Here is a 24,372-nt window from a genome sequence, read left to right on the forward strand (position 1 = left end):
AGGTTACCGCCGTGCGGTCTGGCGAAAGCGGAGGCGTGCCGACGTGTCTCCGGACTCGCGGCGACCTCTCAGATCTTCAGGAGGCTGCGCCCGGCGCGATGCTGCGAAGCGTGTCGCCGACGAACTGCACCATGACGGGCCCCATCGGTAGGGCGAGCCACAGGAGTGCCGCCACCACCGTGATGCAGAAGAGACCCGCGATCCAGCTCATCGCGAGGTTTCGACCGCCTACCCGTGCCATGTCTCCACGCTACGACCGAGGAGGGCATGGCAACGGGTGGACACGCTGGGCGATCTCAGCCCTTCGTCGCTCCAGCGGTCAAGCCGCCGACGATGTACTTCTGCAGGAAGAGGAACAGGATCATCACCGGAATCGCAGCCATCACCGCACCGGCCGAGAACGCCGACCAGTCCGCATAGCGTGGGTTGGAGACGAGCTTGGTGAGCCCGACGACCAGGGTCTGCTTCTCAGGGTCGATCAGCATGACGCTCGCGACGACATACTCGTTGACGGTTCCGATGAAGCTGAGAAGCCCCACCACCGCGAGAATCGGCGCAACCAGACGCAGGATGATCGTGAAGAAGATGCGAGCGTGACCGGCACCGTCGATGCGGGCCGCCTCGTCGAGCTCCTTCGGAATGGTGTTGAAGAAGCCGTACATGAGATAGGTGTTCACGCCCAGCGCGCCACCGAGATACACGAGGATCAGACCCGTGTGAGTGTTCAGCCCGATGGCAGGGAACCAGTCACCCAGCGTCGACATCAGCAGGAAGATCGCAACCACTGCCAGCAGCTGCGGGAACATCTGCACGACGACGATCGTCACAAGTCCCACCCGACGCCCGGTGAAGCGCATGCGCGAGAAGGCATATGCGGCGCAGGCGCCGATGAAGACGGTGACAAGACCGGTGACGACGGCGATCACCAGAGTGTTCAGGAACCACATCCCGTACGGATTCTTCGGGTCGCTGAGGATGCGCACATAGCTGTCGATTCCCACAGCGGAGAACAGCTGGTTCGATCCGGTGAGCGTCCCCTTCGGGTTCAGCGACGCCGAGAACACGTACAGCAGCGGGAAGATCGCGAAGATGCTCACGACGATCGCGACGAGGTGGCGCCATCCGGTGTCGGCGAACCATTTGCCGAACGAACGCCGGCGGACGGGTGAGGAGGTCGTGGAAGTCATCTCAGTTCAGCTCCTCGAGTGCCTTGGTCTTGCGGAAGCTGACGATCGAGATCGCCGCGACCACGATGAAGATGATGATCGTGAATGCGGATGCCAGTCCGTAGTCGCGGGTCTGACCTGTGAAGGCGACCTTGTAGACCATCGAGATCAGGATGTCGGTGTGACCGACGGGAATCGATACATCCGAGAAGCGCGGCCCGCCGCCGGTGAGCATATAGATCAGGTTGAAGTTGTTGAAGTTGAACGCGAATGACGAGATCAGCAGCGGCGCAACGGTGACCAGCAGCAGCGGCAGCTTGATCTGGCGGAAGATCTGCCAGGGGTTCGCGCCATCCATCACACCCGCCTCGTTCACCTCTTCGGGGATTCCCTGCAGAGCACCCATGCACACGAGGAACATGTACGGGAACCCGAGCCAGAGGTTGACGATGAGCACCGAGACCTTCGCCAGCACCGGGTCGGTGAGCCAGGGAATGGATGCTCCGCCGAAGAGCACCTGGTTGAGGAAGCCGAAGCTCTCGTTCATCATGCCGGCCCAGACCAGGGCCGAGAGGAACGCCGGGAACGCGTAGGGCAGGATCAGCAGGATGCGGTAGCCGTTGCGGAATCGCATCTTGGTGTTGTTGAAGACCAGAGCGAGCAGGAGCCCGAGGAAGAACGTCGTCGCCACCGAGATCAGAGCGAAGGCGAACGTCCAGATCGTCACCGAGATCAGCGGACCGCGGATCGAGCTGTCGGTGACCGCGCGGACGAAGTTGTCGAAGCCGACCGTGATCTGCCAGCCGGGCAGAAGCTGCTCGCCATCTGCCGAGGTGAACGCGCCAGTGCCGTTGTCTTCGTAGACGGTGCCCGAATCGGTATCGGTCATCGTTCCGGCGGCCTCGTCGTACTCGAGCGTCGAGATGTAGAGATAGCCGTTCTGCCCGTCGGGGCTGCGGATGGCTCCGTCGTTGGGGTCGCTGCTGTACTGAACAGAGAGCTGCTCGAGGTCATTGGAGCGTGCGAGCACCTGAGCGAAGCTGAGTGAGGTCCACCCCTCGATGGCGGTGGCCTTGCCACCCTCCATGGTGGCGCCGCTGACCTCTTCGAGCGGCTGATCGTTCGTGCCCACGCTGACGTCGCCGTCATCCGGGTCGGTGACCAGGAGTCCGAGAGTGCCGAGCTGTTCGACGACAGTGACGGGGAAGACGGGCGAGTCTTCCACGCGTTCCTGCGCGGAGCGCATGAGCGCGGCGACCGCCTGGTCCTTGGAGCCGTTGTGGCCGGTTCCATAGTTCGTGAAGCCGATGTACCCGGTGTACAGCAGTGTGAACACCTGGAAGATGATGAGGAAGATGATTCCCGGTGTCAGATACTTGGCCGGAACTGCTTTGCGGGAGAAGTAGATGTAGTTCACCAGCACCGCGACGATCACCACGAGCGCGAGCACAAGCCACTCACGGTGAGTGAAGAGCACGAATGCCGCATACAGCGCCACCGCGTCGACGATCGCGAGGAGCGCGATCTTCAACAGCATCCACCCGATCGGCGTCGATGCCTCCTCCGCGATCCGTGCGGCCTGACGCTGTCGCCTGGTCTGCGGCGGCTTCTGCTCAGTCTCGGTGGTGTCGCTCATCTTCATCCCGTCCATCGTGTTGTCGGGGCGAGCGCTTCCGCGCCCGCCCCGACGTTTCGTGCTTTGTTACTTGATGGCCGCTGCCACGTCGTCGGCAAGCTTCTGCCACGTCGCAGCCGGGTCGGCGCCATTGATGATCGCTGCCTCAGCGATGCCCCAGAACTGCCAGACGGCACCCATGGCGGGGATGGCGGGCATGGGAACCGCATCGGCGCCGACGGCCTGGAAGCCGGCGACGATCGGGTCGGAGGCTGCGGTGTCAGCTGCTGCGGTCAGCGCGGGGAGGACGTTGCCTGCCTCGAACAGCGCGAGCTGGACGTCTTCGGTGCCGAGGTAGTTGACGAGGAAGTCGTTCGCTGCGACCTTGTTGTTCGACTCGGAGCTGACGAAGAAGCCCTTCACGCCGGCGAACGGCGAGGCGACCTCACCGGTCGGGCTGGGGACGGAGTCGATCTCGACGTTGATGCCGGCGTCGACCGCTGCGCCGACGTTCCACGGACCGGTGAGCCAGAATGCGGCATTGCCGTCGATGAACTGCTGCTTGGCGATCTCGCCGTCGATGTCGGTGTTGAAGACACCCGCTGCGCCCTGTGCGCCGAGCCAGGTGGCGAACTCGGTGCCGCCGGCACTGCCGAGCTGAAGGTCTGCGGCGTCGTAGCTGCCCGAAGCGTCAGTGCCGAACACCGGAGCGCCGAAGGCGGTCTGGAACGGGTACAGGTGGTACGGGTTGCCCTCAACGCCCTGCTCGACGACGAACGGCTGAGCGAGGCCTGCGGCCTGGCCCTTGGCGATCATGTCGTCGAAGTTCGCAGCCGGCTCAGGGATGAGATCCGCATTGCGGAGCACAGCGATGTTCTCGACCGCGTAGGGGAGCATGTAGACCGTGCCCTCGTACGTCGATGCCCGGAGCGCGACGTCGAGGTAGTCGGATGCCGAGTCACCGAGCTCGAGCGGTGCGACAACACCGTTGGTGGACAGCTCGCCGAGCCAGTCGTGCGCACCCATGGTGACGTCGGGGCCCTTGCCGGTGGGAACCTGCTGGATGAAGTCGTCCTTGATGGTGTCAACGTCCTTGCCGACGATCTCGACCTTGACGCCGGTCTTCTCCTCGTAGGCATCTGCCGCACCCTGGACAGCGTCGACGCGCTCAGCATCGACCCAGACGACGAGCGACGAGTCAGCGGACTCTGCGCCCTTGTCGCTGTCGCTTTCGGTGCCGGCTGAGCAGCCGGCGAGCGTCAGCGTGGAAACGGCTGCGATCGCGCCGAACGCGACGATGGCCCTCGTGTTCACCTTCATTGGTGTGTTGCCTCTCTCGATGCGGGTATCTGCTCACAGAACTGTAAGCGCTTACAGTATGCATTGCAATCGTCCGTTAAGGAAACGGTCGGCACGGCTGATATCAAGCTGTAATAGATGACCAGGGGGCGGGTTCCCGTGGAAGCGCTTTCAAAATCGATCCCTCTGCCCGAAATCAGTAGGATGGCGCCATGGCAGATTCATCGTTCGACATCGTCAGCAAGGTCGACCACCAGGAGGCGGAGAACGCCCTCAACCAGGCCCGCAAAGAGGTCGAGCAGCGCTACGACTTCAAGGGCACCGGCGCCTCGGTCGAGTGGAGTGGCGAATCGGTCCTGATCAAGGCGAACACCGAAGAGCGCGCCAAGGCTGTGCTCGACGTGTTCCAGTCCAAGCTCATCAAGCGCGGCATCTCGCTGAAGAGCCTCGAGTCGGGCGATCCCTTCGCCAGCGGCAAGGAGTACCGCATCGTCTCGACGCTCAAGGACGGCATCTCCTCGGAGAACGCGAAGAAGATCGGCAAGATCATCCGCGACGAAGGCCCCAAGGGCGTGAAGAGCCAGATTCAGGGCGACGAACTGCGCGTGCAGTCCAAGAGCCGTGACGACCTGCAGTCCGTGATCGCCCTGCTCAAGGGGTCAGACCTCGACGTCGACCTGCAGTTCATCAACTACCGCTAGCAGCCGCCCACCCGACGACCCAGCGCTCCAACCGCGCATAAGCTTCATCTCGCGCAACCTTGCGTGAGAGGAAGATGTCGTGCAGCGCGCCGTCGATCCGCTCGACCGTCACAGACGGTCCCAGCCTCAGCGCACGCTCGGCGATGTCTTCGACGACGAGCACGGTGTCTGCGGAGGTCAGCTCCTCCGACCACCTGGTCGGCAGCGCTGAGCGCGCCGAGAGCATCACGCACACCGGTGCCTTGATCGACAGCCCTGCCGCGACGGTTCGGTGCCCGTGCAGGATCGCCCACAGCCAGCCTGCGTGAACTGGCATCGCCGGCACAGGCCGCCAGGCGGGGTTCGTCTGCATCACGTCATCCGGATCCATGACGGCGGCCTGCGCCCGCGCGTAGAACCCCAGGTCGATCTGCGGTGCGGCTTCCATCGGACGCAACCGCGCCTGCAGCTCGACCATCGGCGCGATCGCGGCCCGCAGGGGCGCGATCTGGAACTCCAGCCACGGAGAGTTGAGGACGATGGCATCCGCAGCATCCGGATGCCGTGACGCCCACAGGCTCAGCACGAGACCACCCGTCGAGTGCCCCATCAGCAGGAGTCTGCGCGGTCGCGCAGACTCGCCGGCATCCTGCCTCATGACCTCGAGGGCCGCGGCGATGTCTTCGTCGTAGGTGGCGAGATCGGCGATGTATCCGGGCGTCTGCCCCTCGCGCAGGCTGCGACCGTACTTGCGCAGGTCGAGCGCGAAGAATCGCGCGCCCCGCGCCGTCCAGAATCGGGCGAGCCGCTTCTGGAAGAAGTAGTCAGACCAGCCGTGCACGTAGAGCACGTCGACGCCGTCGAGCACCGGATGCTGCGACTTGTCGGACTCGCCCCGAAGCCGCGTGACGAACCGCTCCCATCCCGAAGGCTGCGGTGGCAGCGGCGCAGGCAGAGCCCGCACGAGCGTTGCGACGACCTCGCCCTGTTCGTCCGTTCCGAGCGGGAGGGTCCGCTGCTCGAACTCATCGCCCAAGACATCCGGAACCCATTCGGTCATGAGGCCAATGCTCGCACAACCGCCGGGACCGCACGCGCCGGAGGACCGTCAGCCCTCGCGGTTCAGATACTGCAGCACGGCGAGCACCCGCCGGTGCGCATCGGAGTCGACGGCCAATGACAGCGCATCGTAGATGCGCGAGGCGTGCTGCACGACCGCCTTCTCGGTGAGGAAGAGCCTGCCGGCGATCGATGCGTTGCTGCGCCCCTCTGCCATCAGCGAGAGAACCTCCTGCTGCCGGGTGGTCAAGGCTCCCACGGCGGAGTCCGACCGGCTGGCACGAGAGATCATGACCGCAACGACATCGGGGTCGATCGCCGTGCCGCCCTCCGCGACACGGCGAAGATCGCCCAGGAACTCGTCGACGTCGGCGATTCGCTGTTTGAGGAGGTAGCCGATACCGCCGGTCTGCCCAGAGAGCAGCTCCACGGCATACCTGCGCTGCACGTGCTGCGAGAGCACCACCACAGCGGTCTGCGGCAGCTGGGCGCGGATGCGCAGAGCCACCCTCAGACCATCGTCGGTGAAGCTCGGCGGCATCCGAATGTCCGTCACGACGAGATCGGGCCGGTGCTCTTCGACGGCACGCTCGAGCGCGGGCGCATCTGCGGCCGAGTCGACGACCTCGAAGCCGGCATCACCCAGCATCAGTTCGAGCCCACGGCGCAGGAGCGCCTCGTCTTCTCCGATCACAACCCGCATGGGATCTCCGCTCGTACTGTCGTGCCGCTGCCGTCTGGGCTCTCGATGTGCACGGTGCCGCCCAGGGCTTCCACCCGCTCGACCATTCCGGTCAGGCCGAAACCACGCCCGACCCGTGCTCCGCCATCGCCGTTGTCTCGCACCTCGACGTGCAGCACGTCGCCATCGCGACCCAGCTGGACGGCGATGGCCCCGGCCCGCGAGTGCTTGATGGCATTCGCCAGTGCTTCGGCGACGACGAAGTACGCGGTGCTCTCCACAACGGGGGAGCATTCGTTGTCGGCGACGTTCAGGTCGAGGGTCGTGGGCACCGGCACCCGATCTACAAGGTCCTCGGCCGCCGCGGACAGCCCGCGCTGGGAAAGGGCAGCGGGCATGACCGAATACACCACCTCGCGCAGTCCCGACGCTGCCGCATCGATTCCTTTGCGCAGCTCGGTCGCGCGCTCGCGCACTGTCTCTTCGTCGGCGCCGATGTGCGCGATCTGCTGCGCCTCCAGCGCCAGAAGCACGAGTTGCGCCTGCAGCCCGTCATGCAGATCCTGCGCGATACGGCGCCGCTCGCGGTCGGCGACTTCGACCAGCCGCTCACGCGATGACTGCAGCGCGCGACTGCTCGCCAGAAGCTCGGCGATCAACCTCTCACGGTCAAGCGCGATCGCGACCACGCGACCGGCGGTGCGCACGAGTCCTGGCTCGGCCATGAGCGCGATATCGCACGAGATGGCGCCGATCCGTCGCCCATCCAGCTCGACGGTTTCGACCACGCGATGCGCTTGCTGACGTTCGGAGGTCACCTCGACTCCCTCGGTGTCGACGTAGCCTTCGCGAGCGGGCACCCAGAACCAGACTTCCAGCGTGGGGTCACCGAGCGTGCGGGCGAGCGCTGCGCCGATCGCAGGTTTGACGCTGCCGACTTCGCCGAGCCAGACGCCGAGTTCTTCTAGCTCGCCGGTCCTTGCCACGCCTCCGCGCAGTGTTCCGAGCGCGAACGCGATCGGCACGCCGCAGAACACCAGCAGCTGCAGTGCCGCAACATCCGTCGGCGCCCAGCCGAGCACCGGCCCCAGGATGCGGGAAGCGAAGAGCAGCACGACCAGCGCGACGATCCCGTACCCGTAGAGCGGCACCAGGACACGCCGTTCCACTGCGGTCGATCGCCGAAGGCGATCCGCGAGCACGATGAGGGTGCTCGTCAAAACCAGGAAGCCGACGAACTCCTGCACGCCCCCGCCCCACTGCTCGAACGCGGGGACATCAGCGATCATCAGGCCAGGAGCCGCAACATCCGGTGCGAAAAGGTAGCGAGGGACCTGCAAGAGCAACGAGGTGACATATGCGGCGATCACGGTCGCGCGCGCGACCGCTCCCCGCACGCGACCTGCAGGAAAGGCCAGCAGCAGGTGCACGAATCCGGCAAGAGGCATGCTGCCGGCGATGGTGCCGAGCGCTGCGAGGGCTGCGACATCCGTGTTGCCCAGCCCGCCGAGAAGCATCCAGACGCCCGTGAGCAGGATGAGCGCGCCCATCCGATTGCTCGGCCGGTAGTGCCAGGCGAGAACACCTGCGCCGAGATAGATCAGGACGTTGACCGGGAAGAGCGCGAGCACCGGTCCGAGCGGCCCATGAAGGGGCAGCAGCGCGACGAGAGCCGTGTTGAGCAGCACTCCCGCGCACAGGATCACGAAGAGCGCGCGATTGAAGGATCGCCGTATCGGTGCGCTCGCGCCCGTGCTCATCTGGATGGGTTCCTCGCCGTGGAAGTATGTGCGTTCGCGCTCGACGCTGTCTCATCATGACCACGTTCTCTGCACGGGTGCAAGTGCCGTACGAGTGTTGTGGGAGGGTGCGGCGAATCTGGCGACCTAGGTCTCTATCTGCCCTCCGCCGAGGTGCATACGCTACCGAACATGGGCTCTCCACGTGTGTATTCGGCCAGTACGGAACGAGGTGGGCGCGCACTGCGTGCGGGGGCAGCAGTCGCACTCGCGGCAGCCCTCGCGCTGACCGGCTGCACAGGAGCCAGCGTGTCTGAGAGCACGCCGCCACCGACAGCTCAGGCAGCGGAGGACAAGGCGATCAGCGCTGTGCTGACCGACCTCACCCAGCAGGAATTCGCGCGGAAGCAGTTCACCTCGCTCGTCGCTCAAGTGATGGTCGACGGTCGCGTGATCGACACGGTGACATACGGCGAATCGATGACCGGTTTCCCGGTCACCGAGGACGGGCGCTTCCGCAATGGGGCTGTCGCCATCATGTACGTGGCGGCGGCCATGCTCGCGATGGCCGACGAAGGCCTGATCGATATCGACGAACCGATCTCACGCTGGCTGCCCGACCTGCCCGGTGGAGACCAGGCCACGCCACGGATGCTGGCATCCATGACCTCGGGATACCCCGATCATGTCGCGAACGCTGACTTCCTCACCGCGCAGGCAGCAGACCCGTTCCGCGCGTGGACCGAAAAGGAGCTTCTCGCCTACAGCGAGGCGAGCCCTCGGCTCTTCGCTCCGGGTGAGAACTGGGACTACTCGCACGCAGGCTACATCATCCTCTCCCACGTGCTCGAGGCGGAGAGTGGCAAGACGCTCGCTGAGCTGGTCGAGAAGTACGTCCTGGGCCCGCTGTCACTCGACGGCACGGTGGCAGACGTCACCGCCCACATTCCAAGCCCTGTCGTGCACGGCTTCACCGCCGAACGCGGCATCTTCGAGGACTCGACTTACTGGAACCCCTCGTGGACGCTCCCCCACGGCGCGATCGAGACCACCACGATCGATGACATGACCTCGAGCTTCGATGCCATCGTCGGGCGCGGAGAACTGCTCAGCGACGAGTCGCACCAGGCAATGATCTCGACAGATCTGATCGGCTTCGGAGCCCCGCTCGAGGGATGCCGCTCCTGTCACACGCTGACCACGGAATGGACTTACGGACTCGGGGTGTTCCTCCGCGGCGACTGGGTGATGCAGACCCCGCTCTTCGGCGGGTACCAGGCCGCCGTTGCCACCCTGCCCGAGGCGCAGTCTCCGATCGGGTCGGTGACGGTCTCCGTCTCGATCGTGCCGGGGGCCCAGAGCTACACGGCAGACGAATGGAACGGGAACCTCGAGAACTACGCCGCAACACTGGCGACCCAGCTCGCCTCTGAGATCGTGCCCGAGAATCCCCCACCAGCACCCACCACCGCACCCGCGCACTGACAGACCCAGGAACGCAGACATGATGAAGAACTCCAGAACCCTCCTGGCGGCGGCAGCCGTCAGCACCATGCTGCTCGTGAGCGGGTGCAGCGCTCCGAGCCCGGCATCCTCCGGCCCGTCGGGCACGTCGACTTCCTCGACGACGGATGCTGCGCCGGAGTACGCCGCGACCCTGCAGGCGAAGATCCCGGAGGTCATGGCACAGAACGCGATCCCCGGGGTCGTCGTGAAGATCCTCTCTCCGGAGAAGGGCGACTGGTCTGCGACCTTCGGCACTGCCGAGCTCGGCAGGTCAGTGCCGATGTCGATGGATGACTTCTTCCGCATCGGAAGCAACACGAAGACGATGACGTCGACGATCGTCCTGCAGCTGGTCGGAGAAGGTCTGCTCTCACTCGATGATCCGATCTCGAAGTTCCGCCCCGACGTGCCGGGCGGCGAGAACATCACGATCGCACAGCTCTCTGAGATGCGCAGCGGCCTGGTCAGCTACTCCTTCGACCCCGCGTTCAACGCGGCTCTCGACGAGGACCCGCAGAAGGCGTGGACGCCCGATGAGCTGCTCGCGATCGCCTTCGCGTATCCCGCGAACTTCGCACCCGGCACGCAGTATGAGTACAGCAACACGAACATCGTGCTGCTGGGCCTGGTGATCGAGCAGCTCACCGGCATGTCGGCATCCGATGCCTTCCAGGAGCGGATCTTCGAGCCGTTGGGCCTGAAGAACTCATCACTGCCTGAGCCCTCGGATGCAACGATCCCCTCGCCCCACGCGCAGGGGTACCAGTTCGGCTCCAACCTGGAGACGATCGACTCCTACGCCGTCCCCGCAGACGAGCTTCCGGCAGCGCTCGACGGCACCCTTGCACCGATCGATCAGACCGACGCGAACCCCTCATGGGCATGGACCGCCGGTGGCGCGATCTCGACTCCCGACGATCTCGCCGTCTACGTCAAGGCACTGGTCGGCGGAGGCCTGCTCGATGACGCGATGCAGAAGATCCGCCTCGACAGCGTGCAGCCCACCGTCGCGGGCCAGACCGGCGGCGTCGGCTACGGACTCGGAATCGCGCAGTTCGCGCCCGGCATCCTCGGCCACGACGGCCAGCTCCCCGGCTACTCGACGTTCATGGTCTACAACAAGAACACCGATGACACGATCATCGTCGGGGCGAACCTCTCGGCCTCTCCCGTCGACGGTGAGACGGCTGCCGTCGTGGTCGCCAAGACGATCATCGCCGCCCTCTACGGAGCATCCGTCGTGCCCACCAGCAACCCCGCCGCCCCAGAAACTCCTCCCGCAGGCTGAGCCGTACCTCTAAACTGAGCGCATCATCGTCGAGAGGACCCCATGTCGCACCGCCGCAGCTCCTTCCGCCGTGCCGGGGCCTTGGCCCTCGCTCTGGGCACCGCGTTCTCTCTCGTCGGATGCTCGTCCTCCGGTGGGACGAATGAGGAGGCCGGGATGATCGCACCCGTCATCGTGAACATCGGCGAGATCAACGGCACGACCGTTGAGGTCGCCAAAGGCAACGTGATCGACCTCACCGGCGACGACGAGACCTTCACCGACTGGACCGCCGAGATCGCGGACGAGAAGATCGTCGAGTTCACTCCGGGCAAGGACGACGGCAGCGCTCAGTTCAACCCGGGCCTGACCGCACTCGAAGTCGGTGAGACCGAGGTCACGCTCGACAACTCGAGCAGCGACGAGTCGGTGACCTTCACAGTCGAGGTCACCGCACCCGCAAACTGACGGAGGCGTTACTCGCCGCGAGAGATCCGCACCATCTCGTCGCGAGGGACGACCTTGACGCGCACGCGCTCCTGCGGTGCGCCGAGCGCGACCTCGTGCTCGTCGAGGCGGTGCCAGCCGTCGAGGTCGGTCCACTGGATGCCGCGAGACTCGAGGAGCGCGGGAATCGCAGCCTCGGATGGGTCAGCGGGATCCCACCAGGAGCCCTGATCGTTCACGAGGTGCTGCACGGTCTCCATGGCGTCGGACTTGGTGTGGCCGATGAGACCCACAGGTCCTCGCTTGATCCAGCCGGTGGCGTAGATGCCTGGGACGCGCTGGTTGGAGTCCTTCGCGATGACCTGCCCCTCGCGGTTCGGGATCACGCCGTGCTTCTTGTCGAACGGCACGTCTTTCAGCGGTGAGCCGAAGTAGCCGACCGCGCGGTACATCTGACCGATCGCCACCTCGCGCAGCTCGCCGGTGCCGGTCATTCCGCCGGAGCCGTCAGGCTTGGTGCGCTCGTAGACGATCGCTGCGACCTTGCCCTCAGCATCCGTCTTGATCTCGACCGGCTTGGCCCAGAAATGCAGGTGAAGGCGGCGACTCGCTTCTCCCCCGGCGTTGTTCACCGACGGACGCGTGCGCCACTGCTGCAGGATGCGGTCGATGACCTTGACCTGCTTGTTGCTGGCGATCGCCGCGAGGGATGCTTCGTCGTAGTCGAAGTCCTCGTCGTAGATGACCGTGTCGACATCGCGCAGCTCACCGAGCTCGCGCAGCTCGAGCGGGGTGAACTTCACCTGCGCGGGGCCACGGCGACCGAAGATGTGGACGTCTGTGACCTTCGAGCCCTCAAGCACCGTGTGCACGTTGTCGGGGATCTCAGTGGGCAGCAAGTCTTCGGCGTGCTTGGCGAGCATGCGCGCCACGTCGAGCGCGACGTTGCCGTTGCCGAGCACGGCGACCGACTCTGCATCCAGCGGCCAGTCGCGCGGCACGTCGGGGTGACCGTCGAACCAGCTCACGAAGTCTGCAGCACCGTAAGAGCCTTCGGCGTCGATTCCAGGGACGTCCAGCGTCGTGTCACGGATCGCGCCCGTGGCGAAGATCACGGCGTTGTAGTGCTTCTTGAGGTCGTCGAGTGTGATGTCCTCGCCGAAGCGCACGTTGCCGAAGATGCGGATGTCACCGCGGTCGAGCACATCACGAAGCGCGTTGATCACGCCCTTGATGCGAGGGTGGTCAGGGGCCACGCCGTAGCGGACGAGCCCGTAGGGCGCCGGGAGCTGCTCGAACAGATCGATCGACACGTCAAAGGAGCGCTCGGTCTTGAGCAGGATGTCAGCGGCATAGATGCCGGCGGGGCCTGCTCCGACGATGGCCAGGCGGAGTTTGGTCATGAGAGTCCTTTCGGATGCTGCAGCGAAGAGCCTGATCGACGATGGGGGCGATCAACTGCTGCGGTCTGCGAGAGTTTCTGCGAAGCGCGTCAGCGCCTCACGCACCGTGCCCTTGGGCAGCGGCGCCAATGCGTCGATGGCGTCACGAGTCCATGAGCGGGCAAGGTCGAGCGTCTTCTGCGTGACCACGTGATCACGCAGTTCGGCAAGCGGCTGGTCGAGGATAACGGCATCCTCACCGGCGGCGATCCGCTCCACCCCGTCGTCGATGCGGGTTGCGAGATCGGTGGAGGCAGCATCCGTCTCTGCTTTGAGCAACAGGTACGGCATGGTGGGAACGCCTGCACGCAGATCGGTGCCTGGCACCTTTCCGGTCTCTTCGGGGCTCGCCGAGAGGTCGATCACATCGTCGAGCAGCTGGAACGCGATGCCGACCTTCTCGCCGTACAGACGCAGCGGCTCGATGCACTCCTCCGGCGCGTTCGAGAAGATCGCACCACCCTGCGTCGCCGCGGCGATGAGCGAACCGGTCTTGTCGGCCAGCACCTGAATGTAGAACTCGATCGGGTCGTCATCGGGCTGAGCGCCGACGGTCTCATGGAGCTGGCCCATCACGAGCCGCTCGAAGGTGTCGGCCTGCAGGCGGATCGCCCGGTCGCCGTGCTTCGCCATGAGCTGGCTCGCGCGAGAGAAGAGGATGTCTCCGGTGAGGATGGCGACGTTGTTGCCCCACACCGCCTGCGCCGCGGGAACCCCACGGCGACGGTCAGCGCCGTCCATGACGTCGTCATGATAGAGGGAGCCCAGGTGGGTGATCTCCAGCGCCTTCGCAATGTCGATCACTGCCGGGATGTTGCCATCACCGAGCTGCGCGGTCAGCAGCGTGAGTACGGGACGGATGCGCTTGCCACCGGCCTCGTACAGGTACCGGGCGGATGCATCGACGAGGGAGTCTGCAACGCGCAGGTCTTCGGACAGCCCATTCTCGACGAGTTCGAGCCCATCCTCGATCTGACGCGCGACACGACGCGCAACAGGGCCGAGGAACACGCGGTCGCTGAAGCCCAGACGGTTCGCGAGGCGCGAACCCGGGGCAGCGGGGCTCGAAGTCACGGTGTCCACCCTACCTGCGGCTCACTCAGGCTTCGTCATCGGAGCGGATGCTGGTTTGACCGCACGGTGCAGCGCGACGATGCCGAAAGTGAGGTTGCGGTACTCGACGTTCGTCCAGCCCGCCTGCCGGATCCACGCCGAGAGCTTCTTCTGATCGGGCCAGTCGCGGATCGACTCGTTCAGATAGTCATAGGCATCGCTGTTGGTGCCGGCCAGACGTGCCACGCGTGGCAGTACCTGGGCGTTGTAGAAGCGGTAGAGGCCGCGGAACAGTGCGCCAGGAGGGGTGGAGAACTCGTTGATCACGAGGCGACCCCCTGGCTTGGTGACCCGGAACAGCTCAGCGAGCGCCTTCTTCGGCTGCTGCACGTTGCGCAGCCCGTACGACATCGTGACGGCATCGAACTCATCATCGGCGAACGGCAGGTTCATGGCGTCTGCCTCGACGAAGCTCAAGTTCCCCAGGTGTCCGTGGCGACGCTTGCCCTCAGCGAGCATCCCGGGTGAGAAATCGGCCGCGACGACATCGGCTCCACTGGCCGCGAGGGATGCTGACGAAGAAGCTGTTCCTGCCGCGAGATCGAGGATCCGCTCACCGCGCTCGGGGGCGACCGCACGGGTGGTCGCCGCACGCCAGAGCGCGTCGTTTCCGAACGTCATGACCGTGTTCGTGCGGTCGTAGCCGGCGGCCACCTGATCGAACATGCCGCTGACGCGCTGCGGGTCTTTGCCGAGGTCGGCGCGATTGGGCTGGCTCATCCGACCAGTCTAGATCGGCCTGGCTGTCTGCGCGCGGCGCCGGCGAGGGGTCCCCCGGCGCCTAAACTGGATGGGTGAGCAGCACCCGCCTGGTCGTGCAGACCCGTGAGTTCGACCCGGTCGACGATCTGCTGGCCTATGCGCATCCGCACTTCCCCCTCGCCTGGCTCCGGCGCGGCGACGGCATCGTCGCCGTCGGCGACAGCGCACCGGTGACCATCAGAGTGCCCGCCGACCGTGGCCCGCTGCGCAGCGACGTGATCGCAGAGTCCTGGCGCGCGCTCACCGACGCCGCTGAGATCGATGACCCTGTGCAGTTGCCTGGCACCGGTTTGGTCGGGTTCGGCGCACTGACCTTCGACGAGGACTCAGCGGCCGACAGCGTGCTGGTCGTTCCGTCGATGGTTCTGGGGCGCCACCGGGGGCGCGGCTGGATCACCCGCATCGCGGTATCCGGAACGGAGCTCCCCGGTGATCAGCCGGGCGCCACTCTCTCCCCCGACGCGTACGGACCGCACTGGGCGGGAACCGTCGGCCCAGGGCGTCAGAGTCCGGCAGGCTACCAGGCCTCCATCCGTGACGCTCTGGAGCGGATCGGTGCAGGAGAGGCGAGCAAGATCGTGCTCGCCCGCGATCTCGAGGGCACGATCCCCGCGGGCTCTGATCTGCGCCGCCTCGTGCGTGAACTCTCAACGGGTTACCCCGATACCTGGACGTTCGCGGTCGACGGGCTCATCGGGGCAAGCCCCGAGACACTCGTCACCGTGCAGGATCGCACCGTGACCGCGCGAGTGCTCGCCGGAACCATCGGCCGCGGTGCGGATGCTGATGAGGATGCCGCAGCATCCTCCCGCCTCGCGTCGAGCGTCAAGGACCTCGACGAGCACCAGTATGCCGTGCGCTCGCTTCTGGAGTCACTGCGGCCGCACGTGCGGGCGATGGCATCGAGCGAGCAGCCCTTCCTGCTGAAGCTTCCGAACCTGTTCCATCTCGCCACCGATGTCGAAGGCGAGTTGTCCGCGGGAGAGTCGGCGCTCGATCTCGTCGGAGCCCTGCATCCCACCGCCGCCGTCGCGGGCACCCCCACGCCCGCCGCTGTCGCGGCGATCCGAGAGCTCGAGCCTTTCGATCGCGGCCGCTACGCGGGGCCGGTCGGATGGATCGATGCGAACGGCAACGGCGAATGGGCGATCGCGCTGCGGTGCGCACAGTTCTCAGCTGGGGACGACGCAATCGCCGTGACCGCGTATGCGGGTGCGGGCATCGTCGCCGCGAGCGACCCCGAGACCGAATTGCTCGAGACCAGGGTGAAGTTCCGCCCACTGGTTGACGCGCTGGCCTAACTCGCCGCGAGCCGTTTCTTCTCGGCCTCGATATCGAAGTCGGCGCCCGGCCACTGCGGGTCGATGGCCTCCATCGTCTCCAGCAGCAGCTCCTGCACGGCGAGGCGTGCGTACCATTTGCTGTCGGCGGGCACGACATACCAGGGGGCATGCTCGGTAGAGGTGCGTTCGAAGAGCGTCTGATAGGCCTGCATGTACTTCGGCCACAGCATTCGCTCGTCGACGTCGCCGGGGTTGTACTTCCAGTACTTGTCGGGGCGCTCGAGCCGCTCCATGAGCCGTTCCTTCTGCTCCTCGGGCGAGATGTGCAGCATGACCTTGATGATGCGCGTGCCGGATGCCGCGACCTGCGCTTCGAACTCGTTGATCGCGCCGTAGCGGCGCTCGATCTCCTCGGCCGGAGCGAGCTCGCGCACCCGACCGATCAGCACGTCCTCATAGTGCGAGCGATCGAAGACGCCGATGAATCCGGGTTGGGGCAGCCGCTTCTCGACACGCCAGAGGAAGTCATGCTCGCGCTCCTCGGCCGTGGGCGCCTTGAACGCGGCGAGCTCGACACCCTGCGGGTCGACGCCGCCCACGACGTGCCGGACGATCCCGCCCTTGCCTGCTGAGTCCATCGCCTGCAGCACGAGCAGCACGGAGTCAGTCGCGGCGCCGGTGCGACTCTGCGCGAACAGTCGCTCCTGCAGCTCGCCCAGCGCGTCGAGCCCGACCGTGAGATCCTCCTCGCCGTCGCGCTTGTCGCCGTCGTAGCCGGGGTGACTGCCGGGATCGACGTCCGCGAGCCGGAAGTCCTGCCCCACTCGCAGGATCTCGGTTGCGTCGGCAGTCCACCCTCGCTCGCTCATGAGTACATCCTGCCCCAGGGCGGGCATGGGCGGCGTCCAGGTCGCAATTCGTGTCGGTATGCGGCGCTCAGAACGGCAGAAATCGCGACCCAGAGTGAGGGTGGTTGCCCGGCTCAACGCGGGAGCGGAACCTCGATGATCTGACGGCCCGTGACGGGCGAGGTGAGCGCCTGATCGAGCGCTGTGCGCGTGGTGACGCGCTGATAGTCCCAGCCGTAGGCGAGGGCGAGCTGTTCGAGCTGAGCGGTGTGCGGCGTGTAGAAGGCACGGTCGAGATCTTCCCGAGGGGCGGAGGCTGCGACCTCGAGCGAGTCGAAGATCGTCCCTCCCCCGTCATTGCCGACGACGACCTGAATGCGCGGCTCCTGTTCGTCAGGCGGCAGCAGCAGAGAGCCGACATCGTGCAGGAAGGCGAGGTCGCCGAGCAGCACGCGGGTCACGCCCGCCGCCCCGTCGGCCTGGCTCGCGATCGCGATACCCAGGGCGGTGGCGATCGTGCCGTCGATTCCGGCCAGCCCGCGGTTGGAGTGCACGGGCACCTTCTTGCCGCCGAGCACAGCGTCCGCGATGCGGACGAGCCGGGACGATCCGAACATCAGGCGGTCATGGGGCCAGGTCGCGCGCCACACGGCGTCGACGAGCAGTTCGCGGTCGAGCGGGCGGCGGACCGCATCGAGCTCCGCGCGCACCGCCTCGCGGCGGGCGGCGAAATCAGTGGAGTGCAGTCCGTCGTGATCGGGAGCGTCTTCACTGAGGTCGATGACGGATGCCGCAGAGGCCCGCATCCATTCGCCCAGCCACGCCCGGTCAGAGGTCCCCGTGCTGACCGCGACGGATGCCGCAGCACGCGTGCGCTCGTTGAGATTCAGCGCCTCGCCGCCAGAGCGCACGGCAATGACCTCGACATCGTCTCGCTTCAGGAGCGCCGTGACTTCACGGCTGAGCGTGGGGTGGCCGAGAACGACGACGCGCTCGATGCGGCCGCCGAGGTTCTCGTCGCGCAGATGCTCGCGGTAGCCGTGGACGACGAGACGTCCGAAGCGCGCACCGCTGACGATCTCGGCGATGAGCGGCCACGATCCCGCGTGCGAGATCTCTTCGGCCGCAGCCCCCGCGTCGGCACCAGCCACGACGACCGTGCGCTGTCCGAGTTCGAGAACGAGCAGTTCGCCGGCATCGGGCGTCGGGGCCTCACCCTGGGTCGCGACGAAACCGGCAGGAACCGCACCGGAGAGCGGCTCCCTGGCGGGAAGGTTCAGGTGCACCGGGCCCGGGATGCCCGCGAGGGCAGTGGGCGCAGCATCCGCCCCCATCGCGACCGTGACAGCCTCTTCGCCGAGGCCGCCCCAGGTGCCGTCTCCCGGCACTGGCGCGTCGCGCTGCCAGCGCACGAACGCATCGAACATTCCGGGCTGGATGGTCGCCTGGTTCGCGCCGACGCCGCGCAGCTCCGGCGGGCGATCGGCGGTGAGCAGAAGCAGCGGGATGCCGGAATGGAAAGCTTCCATCGTCGCGGGAAGCAGGTTCGCCGCGGCGGTTCCGGAGGTGCAGATCACCGCGACCGGTACGCGAGTCTCTCGGGCGATGCCGAGGGCGGTGAAGCCGGCGACCCGCTCGTCGATCCGAATATGAACGCGGATGGCGCCCTCACGGGCGAAGCGCAGGGCTGCGAGCGCGAGCGCCTGCGAGCGCGAACCCGGTGAGATCACGGCGTCGCGAACGCCGTGGGCGATGAGCTCGGAGAGCAGGGATGCCGCGGAATCCGCAGCTGGTGATGAGGTCATGAACGAGAGTCCGCGGCAGGGCCGTCGGTCTCATCGTCGAGGCGTGCGAGTTCTTCTTCGAGGCGGCGGATGCGCTCGTCCTGCTCGTTCTTTCCGAGGCTCCGCAAGAACTCGGGGTTGTCGTCTGGGGCGAGGGAGCGCAGCTTCTGCTCGTCGCCGCGACGGCGCCGACCGATCACGAACCACAGGATGCCGCCGAGCACCGGGATCAGGACGACGATCGCGATCCAGGCACCCTTGGGCACGCCGCGATGCCGCGTCGCCGGCTGCACTGCGCAGTCCACGATGCTGAAAACCCAGAAGACGACGGCCAGAAAGCCCCCGACGATCAGTACTCTTGCCACAGCTCCAGTCTAGGCGGGATCACTGTGAGAGTCTTCGCTTCCGCTCAGAACTCGGGCGGGGCATCGAGAGCTTGGGTGGCAGCACGGCGGCCCTCAGTGATAAGCCGAGAAACGTCGCGCATCGTCCACTGCGCCATCCGTTGCATCTCAGGCTGAATCAGCACGACGGACGGATCGTTCGCGAGGTCGACGATCGCTGTGACAGTGCGCGTCATCCTGACGTTCTCCCACTTCGCATGCAGGTGCACGACGATCACGCGTTCCGCGCCGAGTTCACGCGCAGCGGCGTGCGGCACATTCGCGCGCAGGTCGGTCCCGACGGCGGGTGACACAGAGGTGGCACTCCGGGTGAAAGATTCATAAAGAGTCTCGCGCATGCCTCGAAAGCTGGCACCGTGAGGTAACACGCGCCGCACCGATGGCCCCTGACGAATGAATGCGAGCTGAGCCATGACCACCGTTCGTGAAGCAACATTCCAACTCTTGCGTGAGCTCGGACTCACGACGATCTTCGCCAACCCGGGATCGACAGAAGAAACATTCCTGCAGGACTTCCCCGACGACTTCCGCTTCGTGCTGGGTCTGCATGAAGCCTCCGTGACGGCGATGGCAGACGGTCACGCACAGATCATGCGGCGCCCCGCGCTGATCAATGTGCACACCGCTGCGGGCGTCAGCAATGCTCTCGGCACGCTCGACTCGTCTTTTCAGAACAAGACACCGCTCATCGTGACGGCCGGTCAGCAGACGCGGGAGATGCTTCTGCTTGAGCCTTGGCTCGTCAACCCGGATCCGGAGGCGATCGCGAAGCCGTGGGTGAAGTGGGCATATCAGCCGACACGCCCGGAGGACATCCCCGCAGCTTTCATGCGTGCATACGCCATTGCGATGCAGCCGCCGCAGGGGCCGGTGTTCCTCTCGCTCCCCCTCGATGACTGGGATAAGAAAGCCACCGGCGCCGCGGTCGTTCGGTCGGTCACGACCCGTGTCGGTCCTGACCCGGAGCGCATCGCCGAGTTCGCCGCCGTCGTCGCCGCAGCGAAGAACCCCGTCGTCGTATTCGGATCCGACATTGCTCGCGGTGACGGCTGGGACGATGCTGTCTCGCTCGCCGAACGCATCGGCGCGCCGGTGTGGGCGGCACCCTCGGGAGAGCGCGTTCCGTTTCCGGAGGACCATCCGCTCTACGCTGGCGGCCTCCCCTTCGCTCAGGGGCTTCTGTCGCAGAAGCTCGCAGGACACGACGTGGTCCTGGTCGTCGGTGCTCCGGTCTTCCGCTACTACCCGTGGGTGCCGGGCGACTACCTTCCCGCCGGCGCGCGCCTCCTGCACATCACGGATGACCCGGCTGAGTCGGGTCGGGCCCCGGTCGGCGACAGCCTGGTCTCCGATGCCGTTCTCGCGTTGCGCGCGCTCGCGTCACTCGTGCCCGCGCGCGCGAGTCAGGCAACCGTCGTCACTCAGGGACACCGTCTGGCGCCGCACCCGCCGGCCGAGACCGACGTGGCGGATGCCGCCGACGATGAGCGGATGACCGCGAGGCAGCTCTTCCGTGTGGTGCGCGCGGCATCCCCCGCCGAGACCGTGGTCGTGCAGGAGTCGCCCTCGAACATCGCCGACCTCCACTCGGAGTGGGAGTTCACTGCACCGGACAGCTATTTCGCCATGGCGAGCGGCGCGCTCGGGTGGGATCTTCCGGCAGCCGTCGGCATCGCCCTTGCCGAGCGCGATCTGGCGCGCAACAGGCCCGTGCTGGCGATCATCGGCGACGGGTCGATGCAGTACTCGCCGCAGGCGATCTACACCGCGGCGCAGCACGATCTCCCGCTCGTGGTCCTCGTGCCGACGAATCAGGAGTACGGCATCCTCAAGGCGTTCTCGAAATTCCAGAAGAACCCCGGCGTCCCTGGACTCGATATCCCGGGGATCGCACCCCACCTCATAGCGCAGGGCTATGGGGCGACAGGCGTCGTTGCGAGAACAGCGGCGGAGGTGCGGACGGCGCTCGGCGACGCATGGAAGCGAACCGGACCCACCGTCATCGAGGTGCCCATCGATCCCACTCTGCCGCCACTGGTGTAGCCCGTTCGGGAGTAGACGCGACGGCGGGAGTCGAACCCGCAACACCGTCAGGTATGAGCTGAAGCCCGGGGCCACCCGGATCGCCGCGATGACTTTGACGCTACCCAGCCGTGATTCGGATCGCCAGCACCCCGGCACAATGTCTCGGATTGCGACTCTGAATGTCGTCCTGTTTCATGGCGATCTACACTGGAAGCATGAAGCTGCCACCCCTCCTCGTCTACTCCGTGCTGAGGCTGCTGGCGTTCCTGGTGCCGCTGGCGATCATGTGGCTCTTCTTCCCGATCATGCGCGAGCTCTGGTACTTCACGGTGGTCTTCGCGGCACTGATCGGCATGAGCATTTCGATCATCTTCCTGCGCAAGCCGCTCTCCAGCGCATCGGCAGAGATCTACGAGCAGCGCGAAGCGCGGGTGGGTACGCGTTCGAGCGTGGCCGCGCAGGATGCTGACGCTGAAGACACAGCTATCGACGAGACTCCTGCTGAAACGCCCGCGGGCGAACCGCACCGTGAGAGCTGAACCTTAGCCCACGAAGGCCCAGTACAGCGCGCCCGCGTACGCGAGTGCGGTCAGAGAGGTGAGCCCGAGCGCGATCACCAGTTCGCGCGGCTGGCGGTAGGTCCAGATGATGATGATCGTGGGGATGCCGGCGAGCAGTGCCAGCAGGGCGAGCCACGCGATCGGGTAGAGCAGTGCGGTCAGCACGGCGATCGCAAAGGGGACCGCGACGAACACCGTGTACAGCACCTGCGTCGGGCGCCTCCCGATGCGCACAGTGAGCGTGCGCTTGCCGACTTCGCGATCCTGATCGATGTCGCGCAGGTTGTTCGCGAGCAGCACGGCGCATCCGAACAGGCCTGCGGCGACGGCACCGAGCCATGCTTCCACGGGCAGGTAGAAAGCCTGCACCCACGTGGTGCCGAGCACAGGGACCAGTCCGAAGAAGACGAAGACGAAGACTTCGCCCAGCCCCATATAGCCGTAGGGCCGCTTGCCGCCGGTGTAGAACCAGGCGGCGATAATGCACGCAGCCCCAACCACCAGCATCCACCACTGACCGGTGCGGATCACGATCGCAAGGCCCATGCCGGCCGCGAGCGCGAAGAAGATCAATCCGATGAGCAGCACAGCGCGCGGGTTGACCCGGCCGGAGGCTGTGAGGCGGGCGGGCCCGACGCGGTGAGCGTCGGTGCCGCGGATGCCGTCACTGTAGTCGTTCGTGAAGTTCACGCCGATCTGCAGGAACACGGCGACGGCGAGGCAAGCCAGTGCGATGACCCAGTGCAGCTCGCGATCGACGAGCTGCGCGGCGCCGGTGCCGATGATGACCGGCGCGACCGCGAGCGGCAGTGTGCGCAGACGCGCGGCTCCGATCCAGTCGCGCGCAGTGATCGGCGGCGCCTCGACGATCGGCCGTCTCGCGGGGTTGCCGCTGGTGCGAACCGGCTTGTGCTTGGGTGTCGACGTCTTGCGCTTTGAGGATGCTGCCACGATCTGGAATCTTAGCCCTGGCGCGGACGGCGAGCGCGCACTCAGGCGGCGCGCTCGACTTCGAGGTGCACGCGCGTCCTGCGTCCGTAGGCGAGCGCCGCGAATGCGGCGAGCGCAACCAGCACGAAGGGAATGATCAGTGCTGAGCGAAGGCCGAACTCATCGCCGAAGAAGCCGAGCGCGGGCGGACCGACCAGGAACGCCACGTAGCCGAGAGTCGCCACCAGCGATACTCGCGCCGCAGCATCCGGACCGGAGTCACCGGCGGCAGAGATCGCCACGGGGAAGCCCAGCGACGCGCCCAGCCCCCACAGCAGCACCGCCGCGGTCGCGATGACCGGGTTGTCCACGAAGATGATCAGAGCCAGCCCGATCGCACCGAACACTCCGCTTGCGCAGAGCACGGCCGCGCGGCCGAAACGATCGATGAACCATCCGCCGACGAATCGGCCCGTCGTCATCGCAGCGGCGAACACCGCGTAGATCGCTGATCCCGATGCAGCATCGAACCCGTGCCCGTCGACCATCACGAGAGGAAGCCAATCGTTCGCGGTGCCTTCGGCGAGCGCCATTGCCAGGATGATCACGCCGATCAGCAGCACCGTCGGATCGCGCCACAGCTGTGCCCGCGCTGCGCGAGGAGATCCGGAGGCCTCCCGCGGCGTGCGTCCGGTTCCCGACGGAATTCGCGGCATGGCGAGGCACACCGCGATAAGGGCGAGCACCCCGATGATGACCATGTGGATGCTCACCGGGAAAGACGTCGCCGTTGCGGCGATCCCGACCAGTGCACCGATGACGGTGCCGAGACTGAAGAAGCCATGCAGTCGCGGAAGAAAAGAGCGCCCAGTCACCTGTTCGATGTCGGCACCTTCGACATTGAGCGCGATCTCGCCGCCGCCCATGCCCGCGCCGAAGAGGAACAGCCCAGCAGCAGCGATCAGCGCTTCGGAGACTCCAGCCCCGATGCCGATCAACGGCATGCTCAGGGCGACGCTGATCGCTCCCGCCGCGATGATCGGTCGCGCGCCGAAACGAGCGACGAGCGGGCCTGAGACGAGAATGCCCAGCATCGAGCCCAGCGACAGTCCGAACAGCACGAGACCCATCTCGAACGTCGAAGCGCCGAGAAGATCGCGGATATCGGGCGTACGCGTGACCCAGGAGGCGATGCCGATCCCCGGAACGAGAAAAAGTGCGGCGAGCGCAAGCTGCCGTTGGGGGATGGATCGGTTCATGTTCTCCTTCAACGAAAGCCTAGCCGTCGACGGAGATCGGCCTGTTCTCGTAGTAGGTCTGCAACACGACCGTGGTGTGCGTGCTGACGTTCGCCGCGAGGCGGATGTCGCCCACCAGCTTCTCGAGCGCTCGCGGAGCCGCCACGCGCACGAACAGCATGTAGCTCGCGTTGCCCGCAATCGAGTGACAGGCCTCGATCTCGGTCATGTGCTCGAGCAGCTCGGGGGCATTGTCGGGCTGACCAGGGTCGAGGGGGGTGATCTCGATGAATGCAGATAGCGGTTTGCCGACGGCCTCAGCGTCGAGGATCGGGCGATACCCCGCGATCACACCCCGAGATTCGAGCCTGCGCAGCCTGCTCTGCACTGCGGAGGTCGACATCCCCACCGCCTCAGACAGCTGCGCGAGCGTCGCGCGCGCATCGCGAGAGATCTCGGTGAGGATCTGGCGGTCGACAGCATCTTCCATAGATGGAAGAATATCGGTGTACGTCACATTCCA

The 24,372-nt window shown here is 66.0% G+C and carries 24 protein-coding genes and 1 tRNA gene; 7 read left to right on the forward strand and 18 right to left on the reverse strand.

Annotated elements, in window-relative coordinates:
• Window positions 1-76: 76 nt before the first annotated feature.
• The 4 genes from ACTU6V_RS14660 to ACTU6V_RS14675 form a co-directional block, all read right to left on the reverse strand.
• The gene (locus ACTU6V_RS14660; RefSeq protein ID WP_443468805.1) at window positions 77-241 is read right to left on the reverse strand and encodes a hypothetical protein; all 165 of its coding nucleotides are present in this window, start codon (window positions 239-241) and stop codon (window positions 77-79) included.
• Between the two features lie 55 nt (window positions 242-296).
• The gene (locus ACTU6V_RS14665; RefSeq protein ID WP_443468804.1) at window positions 297-1,187 is read right to left on the reverse strand and encodes a sugar ABC transporter permease; all 891 of its coding nucleotides are present in this window, start codon (window positions 1,185-1,187) and stop codon (window positions 297-299) included.
• Window position 1,188: 1 nt separating this feature from the next.
• On the reverse strand, window positions 1,189-2,802 hold the full coding sequence (locus tag ACTU6V_RS14670; RefSeq protein ID WP_443468803.1) for an ABC transporter permease subunit: 1,614 nt from the start codon (window positions 2,800-2,802) through the stop codon (window positions 1,189-1,191).
• Between the two features lie 66 nt (window positions 2,803-2,868).
• Window positions 2,869-4,101: a sugar ABC transporter substrate-binding protein gene (locus tag ACTU6V_RS14675; RefSeq protein WP_443475919.1), complete on the reverse strand. Its 1,233-nt coding sequence runs from the start codon at window positions 4,099-4,101 to the stop codon at window positions 2,869-2,871.
• Window positions 4,102-4,292: 191 nt separating this feature from the next.
• Between ACTU6V_RS14675 and ACTU6V_RS14680 the strand changes: the two genes are divergently transcribed.
• Entirely contained in the window at window positions 4,293-4,781 is a 489-nt protein-coding gene (locus ACTU6V_RS14680) for a YajQ family cyclic di-GMP-binding protein (RefSeq protein WP_443468801.1), read from the forward strand.
• On the opposite strand, the gene ACTU6V_RS14685 is transcribed toward ACTU6V_RS14680, so the two are convergent.
• Genes ACTU6V_RS14685 through ACTU6V_RS14695 form a run of 3 tightly spaced genes read right to left on the reverse strand, consistent with a single transcriptional unit; the run spans window position 4,768 to window position 8,261 of the window.
• A complete protein-coding gene (locus ACTU6V_RS14685; RefSeq protein ID WP_443475920.1) occupies window positions 4,768-5,820 on the reverse strand; it encodes an alpha/beta hydrolase in 1,053 nt (350 codons plus the stop codon). The genes ACTU6V_RS14680 and ACTU6V_RS14685 overlap by 14 nt on opposite strands.
• A 48-nt stretch (window positions 5,821-5,868) precedes the next feature.
• Window positions 5,869-6,522 carry a response regulator gene (locus tag ACTU6V_RS14690; protein WP_443475921.1) on the reverse strand — a complete coding sequence of 218 codons (654 nt, stop codon included), beginning with the start codon at window positions 6,520-6,522 and terminating at the stop codon, window positions 5,869-5,871.
• Window positions 6,510-8,261: a sensor histidine kinase gene (locus ACTU6V_RS14695; protein WP_443475922.1), complete on the reverse strand. Its 1,752-nt coding sequence runs from the start codon at window positions 8,259-8,261 to the stop codon at window positions 6,510-6,512. The genes ACTU6V_RS14690 and ACTU6V_RS14695 overlap by 13 nt, the downstream gene beginning before the upstream one ends.
• Window positions 8,262-8,432: 171 nt before the next feature.
• On the opposite strand from ACTU6V_RS14695, the gene ACTU6V_RS14700 reads away from it, so the two are divergent.
• The 3 genes from ACTU6V_RS14700 (at window position 8,433) to ACTU6V_RS14710 (ending at window position 11,481) form a co-directional block, all read left to right on the forward strand.
• Window positions 8,433-9,725, forward strand: a complete 1,293-nt coding sequence (locus ACTU6V_RS14700; protein WP_443475923.1) for a serine hydrolase domain-containing protein — start codon at window positions 8,433-8,435, stop codon at window positions 9,723-9,725.
• Between the two features lie 19 nt (window positions 9,726-9,744).
• Window positions 9,745-11,034 (forward strand): serine hydrolase domain-containing protein, encoded by a 1,290-nt coding sequence (locus ACTU6V_RS14705; protein WP_443475924.1) that lies wholly within the window; start codon window positions 9,745-9,747, stop codon window positions 11,032-11,034.
• A gap of 156 nt (window positions 11,035-11,190) precedes the next feature.
• Window positions 11,191-11,481: a hypothetical protein gene (locus tag ACTU6V_RS14710; protein ID WP_443475925.1), complete on the forward strand. Its 291-nt coding sequence runs from the start codon at window positions 11,191-11,193 to the stop codon at window positions 11,479-11,481.
• 8 nt (window positions 11,482-11,489) lie between these two features.
• Here ACTU6V_RS14710 and ACTU6V_RS14715 read toward each other — a convergent pair whose 3' ends face one another.
• From ACTU6V_RS14715 to ubiE, 3 genes are read right to left on the reverse strand one after another with little or no spacing between them, the layout of a single operon-like run.
• Window positions 11,490-12,863 carry an FAD-dependent oxidoreductase gene (locus ACTU6V_RS14715; protein ID WP_443468794.1) on the reverse strand — a complete coding sequence of 458 codons (1,374 nt, stop codon included), beginning with the start codon at window positions 12,861-12,863 and terminating at the stop codon, window positions 11,490-11,492.
• Between the two features lie 51 nt (window positions 12,864-12,914).
• Window positions 12,915-13,976, reverse strand: coding sequence for a polyprenyl synthetase family protein (locus ACTU6V_RS14720; RefSeq protein WP_443468793.1), 1,062 nt, complete (start codon window positions 13,974-13,976; stop codon window positions 12,915-12,917).
• A gap of 21 nt (window positions 13,977-13,997) precedes the next feature.
• Window positions 13,998-14,735, reverse strand: coding sequence for a bifunctional demethylmenaquinone methyltransferase/2-methoxy-6-polyprenyl-1,4-benzoquinol methylase UbiE (gene ubiE, locus ACTU6V_RS14725; protein ID WP_443468792.1), 738 nt, complete (start codon window positions 14,733-14,735; stop codon window positions 13,998-14,000).
• 74 nt (window positions 14,736-14,809) lie between these two features.
• Here ubiE and ACTU6V_RS14730 point away from each other — a divergent pair, with 74 nt between their 5' ends.
• Window positions 14,810-16,078, forward strand: a complete 1,269-nt coding sequence (locus ACTU6V_RS14730; protein ID WP_443475926.1) for an isochorismate synthase — start codon at window positions 14,810-14,812, stop codon at window positions 16,076-16,078.
• Here the strand turns inward: ACTU6V_RS14730 and ACTU6V_RS14735 are convergent.
• The 4 genes from ACTU6V_RS14735 to ACTU6V_RS14750 all read right to left on the reverse strand — a co-directional run bounded on the left by ACTU6V_RS14735 (window position 16,075) and on the right by ACTU6V_RS14750 (window position 19,434).
• On the reverse strand, window positions 16,075-16,929 hold the full coding sequence (locus tag ACTU6V_RS14735) for a polyphosphate kinase 2 family protein (protein ID WP_443475927.1): 855 nt from the start codon (window positions 16,927-16,929) through the stop codon (window positions 16,075-16,077). The genes ACTU6V_RS14730 and ACTU6V_RS14735 overlap by 4 nt on opposite strands.
• A gap of 113 nt (window positions 16,930-17,042) precedes the next feature.
• Window positions 17,043-18,713 (reverse strand): 2-succinyl-5-enolpyruvyl-6-hydroxy-3-cyclohexene-1-carboxylic-acid synthase, encoded by a 1,671-nt coding sequence (gene menD / locus ACTU6V_RS14740; protein ID WP_443468789.1) that lies wholly within the window; start codon window positions 18,711-18,713, stop codon window positions 17,043-17,045.
• On the reverse strand, window positions 18,710-19,057 hold the full coding sequence (locus tag ACTU6V_RS14745) for a PLD nuclease N-terminal domain-containing protein (RefSeq protein ID WP_443468788.1): 348 nt from the start codon (window positions 19,055-19,057) through the stop codon (window positions 18,710-18,712). The genes menD and ACTU6V_RS14745 overlap by 4 nt, the downstream gene beginning before the upstream one ends.
• 44 nt (window positions 19,058-19,101) lie before the next feature.
• Window positions 19,102-19,434, reverse strand: a complete 333-nt coding sequence (locus tag ACTU6V_RS14750) for a patatin-like phospholipase family protein (RefSeq protein ID WP_443475928.1) — start codon at window positions 19,432-19,434, stop codon at window positions 19,102-19,104.
• 73 nt (window positions 19,435-19,507) lie between these two features.
• Between ACTU6V_RS14750 and mdlC the strand changes: the two genes are divergently transcribed.
• Window positions 19,508-21,139, forward strand: coding sequence for a benzoylformate decarboxylase (gene mdlC, locus ACTU6V_RS14755; protein ID WP_443468786.1), 1,632 nt, complete (start codon window positions 19,508-19,510; stop codon window positions 21,137-21,139).
• A gap of 15 nt (window positions 21,140-21,154) precedes the next feature.
• On the opposite strand, the gene ACTU6V_RS14760 is transcribed toward mdlC, so the two are convergent.
• Window positions 21,155-21,227: transfer RNA gene (locus tag ACTU6V_RS14760), tRNA-Met, on the reverse strand.
• A gap of 109 nt (window positions 21,228-21,336) precedes the next feature.
• Here ACTU6V_RS14760 and ACTU6V_RS14765 point away from each other — a divergent pair.
• The gene (locus ACTU6V_RS14765) at window positions 21,337-21,660 is read left to right on the forward strand and encodes a DUF4229 domain-containing protein (protein ID WP_443468785.1); all 324 of its coding nucleotides are present in this window, start codon (window positions 21,337-21,339) and stop codon (window positions 21,658-21,660) included.
• Window positions 21,661-21,663: 3 nt separating this feature from the next.
• Here the strand turns inward: ACTU6V_RS14765 and ACTU6V_RS14770 are convergent, their stop codons facing one another.
• Genes ACTU6V_RS14770 through ACTU6V_RS14780 form a run of 3 tightly spaced genes read right to left on the reverse strand, consistent with a single transcriptional unit; the run spans window position 21,664 to window position 24,339 of the window.
• Window positions 21,664-22,632, reverse strand: coding sequence for a 1,4-dihydroxy-2-naphthoate polyprenyltransferase (locus ACTU6V_RS14770; protein ID WP_443475929.1), 969 nt, complete (start codon window positions 22,630-22,632; stop codon window positions 21,664-21,666).
• A gap of 41 nt (window positions 22,633-22,673) precedes the next feature.
• A complete protein-coding gene (locus ACTU6V_RS14775; protein WP_443475930.1) occupies window positions 22,674-23,870 on the reverse strand; it encodes an MFS transporter in 1,197 nt (398 codons plus the stop codon).
• Between the two features lie 19 nt (window positions 23,871-23,889).
• Window positions 23,890-24,339 carry an Lrp/AsnC family transcriptional regulator gene (locus ACTU6V_RS14780; RefSeq protein ID WP_443468782.1) on the reverse strand — a complete coding sequence of 150 codons (450 nt, stop codon included), beginning with the start codon at window positions 24,337-24,339 and terminating at the stop codon, window positions 23,890-23,892.
• Window positions 24,340-24,372: the final 33 nt, after the last annotated feature.

The organism is Microbacterium zouquanmingi, assembly GCF_052266675.1.
In the GTDB taxonomy this organism is placed as follows: Bacteria; Actinomycetota; Actinomycetes; order Actinomycetales; family Microbacteriaceae; genus Microbacterium.

Coding starts and splice junctions, on each gene's coding strand:
- menD (WP_443468789.1), bottom strand. CDS start 18,713: ATGACCTCATCACCAGCTGCGGATTCCGCGGCATCCCTGCTCTCCGAG.
- ACTU6V_RS14700 (WP_443475923.1), top strand. CDS start 8,433: ATGGGCTCTCCACGTGTGTATTCGGCCAGTACGGAACGAGGTGGGCGC.
- ACTU6V_RS14690 (WP_443475921.1), bottom strand. CDS start 6,522: ATGCGGGTTGTGATCGGAGAAGACGAGGCGCTCCTGCGCCGTGGGCTC.
- ACTU6V_RS14765 (WP_443468785.1), top strand. CDS start 21,337: ATGAAGCTGCCACCCCTCCTCGTCTACTCCGTGCTGAGGCTGCTGGCG.
- ACTU6V_RS14715 (WP_443468794.1), bottom strand. CDS start 12,863: ATGACCAAACTCCGCCTGGCCATCGTCGGAGCAGGCCCCGCCGGCATC.
- ACTU6V_RS14775 (WP_443475930.1), bottom strand. CDS start 23,870: ATGAACCGATCCATCCCCCAACGGCAGCTTGCGCTCGCCGCACTTTTT.
- ACTU6V_RS14680 (WP_443468801.1), top strand. CDS start 4,293: ATGGCAGATTCATCGTTCGACATCGTCAGCAAGGTCGACCACCAGGAG.
- ACTU6V_RS14705 (WP_443475924.1), top strand. CDS start 9,745: ATGATGAAGAACTCCAGAACCCTCCTGGCGGCGGCAGCCGTCAGCACC.
- ACTU6V_RS14695 (WP_443475922.1), bottom strand. CDS start 8,261: ATGAGCACGGGCGCGAGCGCACCGATACGGCGATCCTTCAATCGCGCG.
- ACTU6V_RS14750 (WP_443475928.1), bottom strand. CDS start 19,434: ATGCGCGAGACTCTTTATGAATCTTTCACCCGGAGTGCCACCTCTGTG.
- ACTU6V_RS14685 (WP_443475920.1), bottom strand. CDS start 5,820: ATGACCGAATGGGTTCCGGATGTCTTGGGCGATGAGTTCGAGCAGCGG.
- mdlC (WP_443468786.1), top strand. CDS start 19,508: ATGACCACCGTTCGTGAAGCAACATTCCAACTCTTGCGTGAGCTCGGA.
- ACTU6V_RS14735 (WP_443475927.1), bottom strand. CDS start 16,929: ATGAGCGAGCGAGGGTGGACTGCCGACGCAACCGAGATCCTGCGAGTG.
- ACTU6V_RS14670 (WP_443468803.1), bottom strand. CDS start 2,802: ATGAGCGACACCACCGAGACTGAGCAGAAGCCGCCGCAGACCAGGCGA.
- ACTU6V_RS14780 (WP_443468782.1), bottom strand. CDS start 24,339: ATGGAAGATGCTGTCGACCGCCAGATCCTCACCGAGATCTCTCGCGAT.
- ACTU6V_RS14665 (WP_443468804.1), bottom strand. CDS start 1,187: ATGACTTCCACGACCTCCTCACCCGTCCGCCGGCGTTCGTTCGGCAAA.
- ACTU6V_RS14675 (WP_443475919.1), bottom strand. CDS start 4,101: ATGAAGGTGAACACGAGGGCCATCGTCGCGTTCGGCGCGATCGCAGCC.
- ACTU6V_RS14710 (WP_443475925.1), top strand. CDS start 11,191: ATGATCGCACCCGTCATCGTGAACATCGGCGAGATCAACGGCACGACC.
- ACTU6V_RS14660 (WP_443468805.1), bottom strand. CDS start 241: ATGGCACGGGTAGGCGGTCGAAACCTCGCGATGAGCTGGATCGCGGGT.
- ubiE (WP_443468792.1), bottom strand. CDS start 14,735: ATGAGCCAGCCCAATCGCGCCGACCTCGGCAAAGACCCGCAGCGCGTC.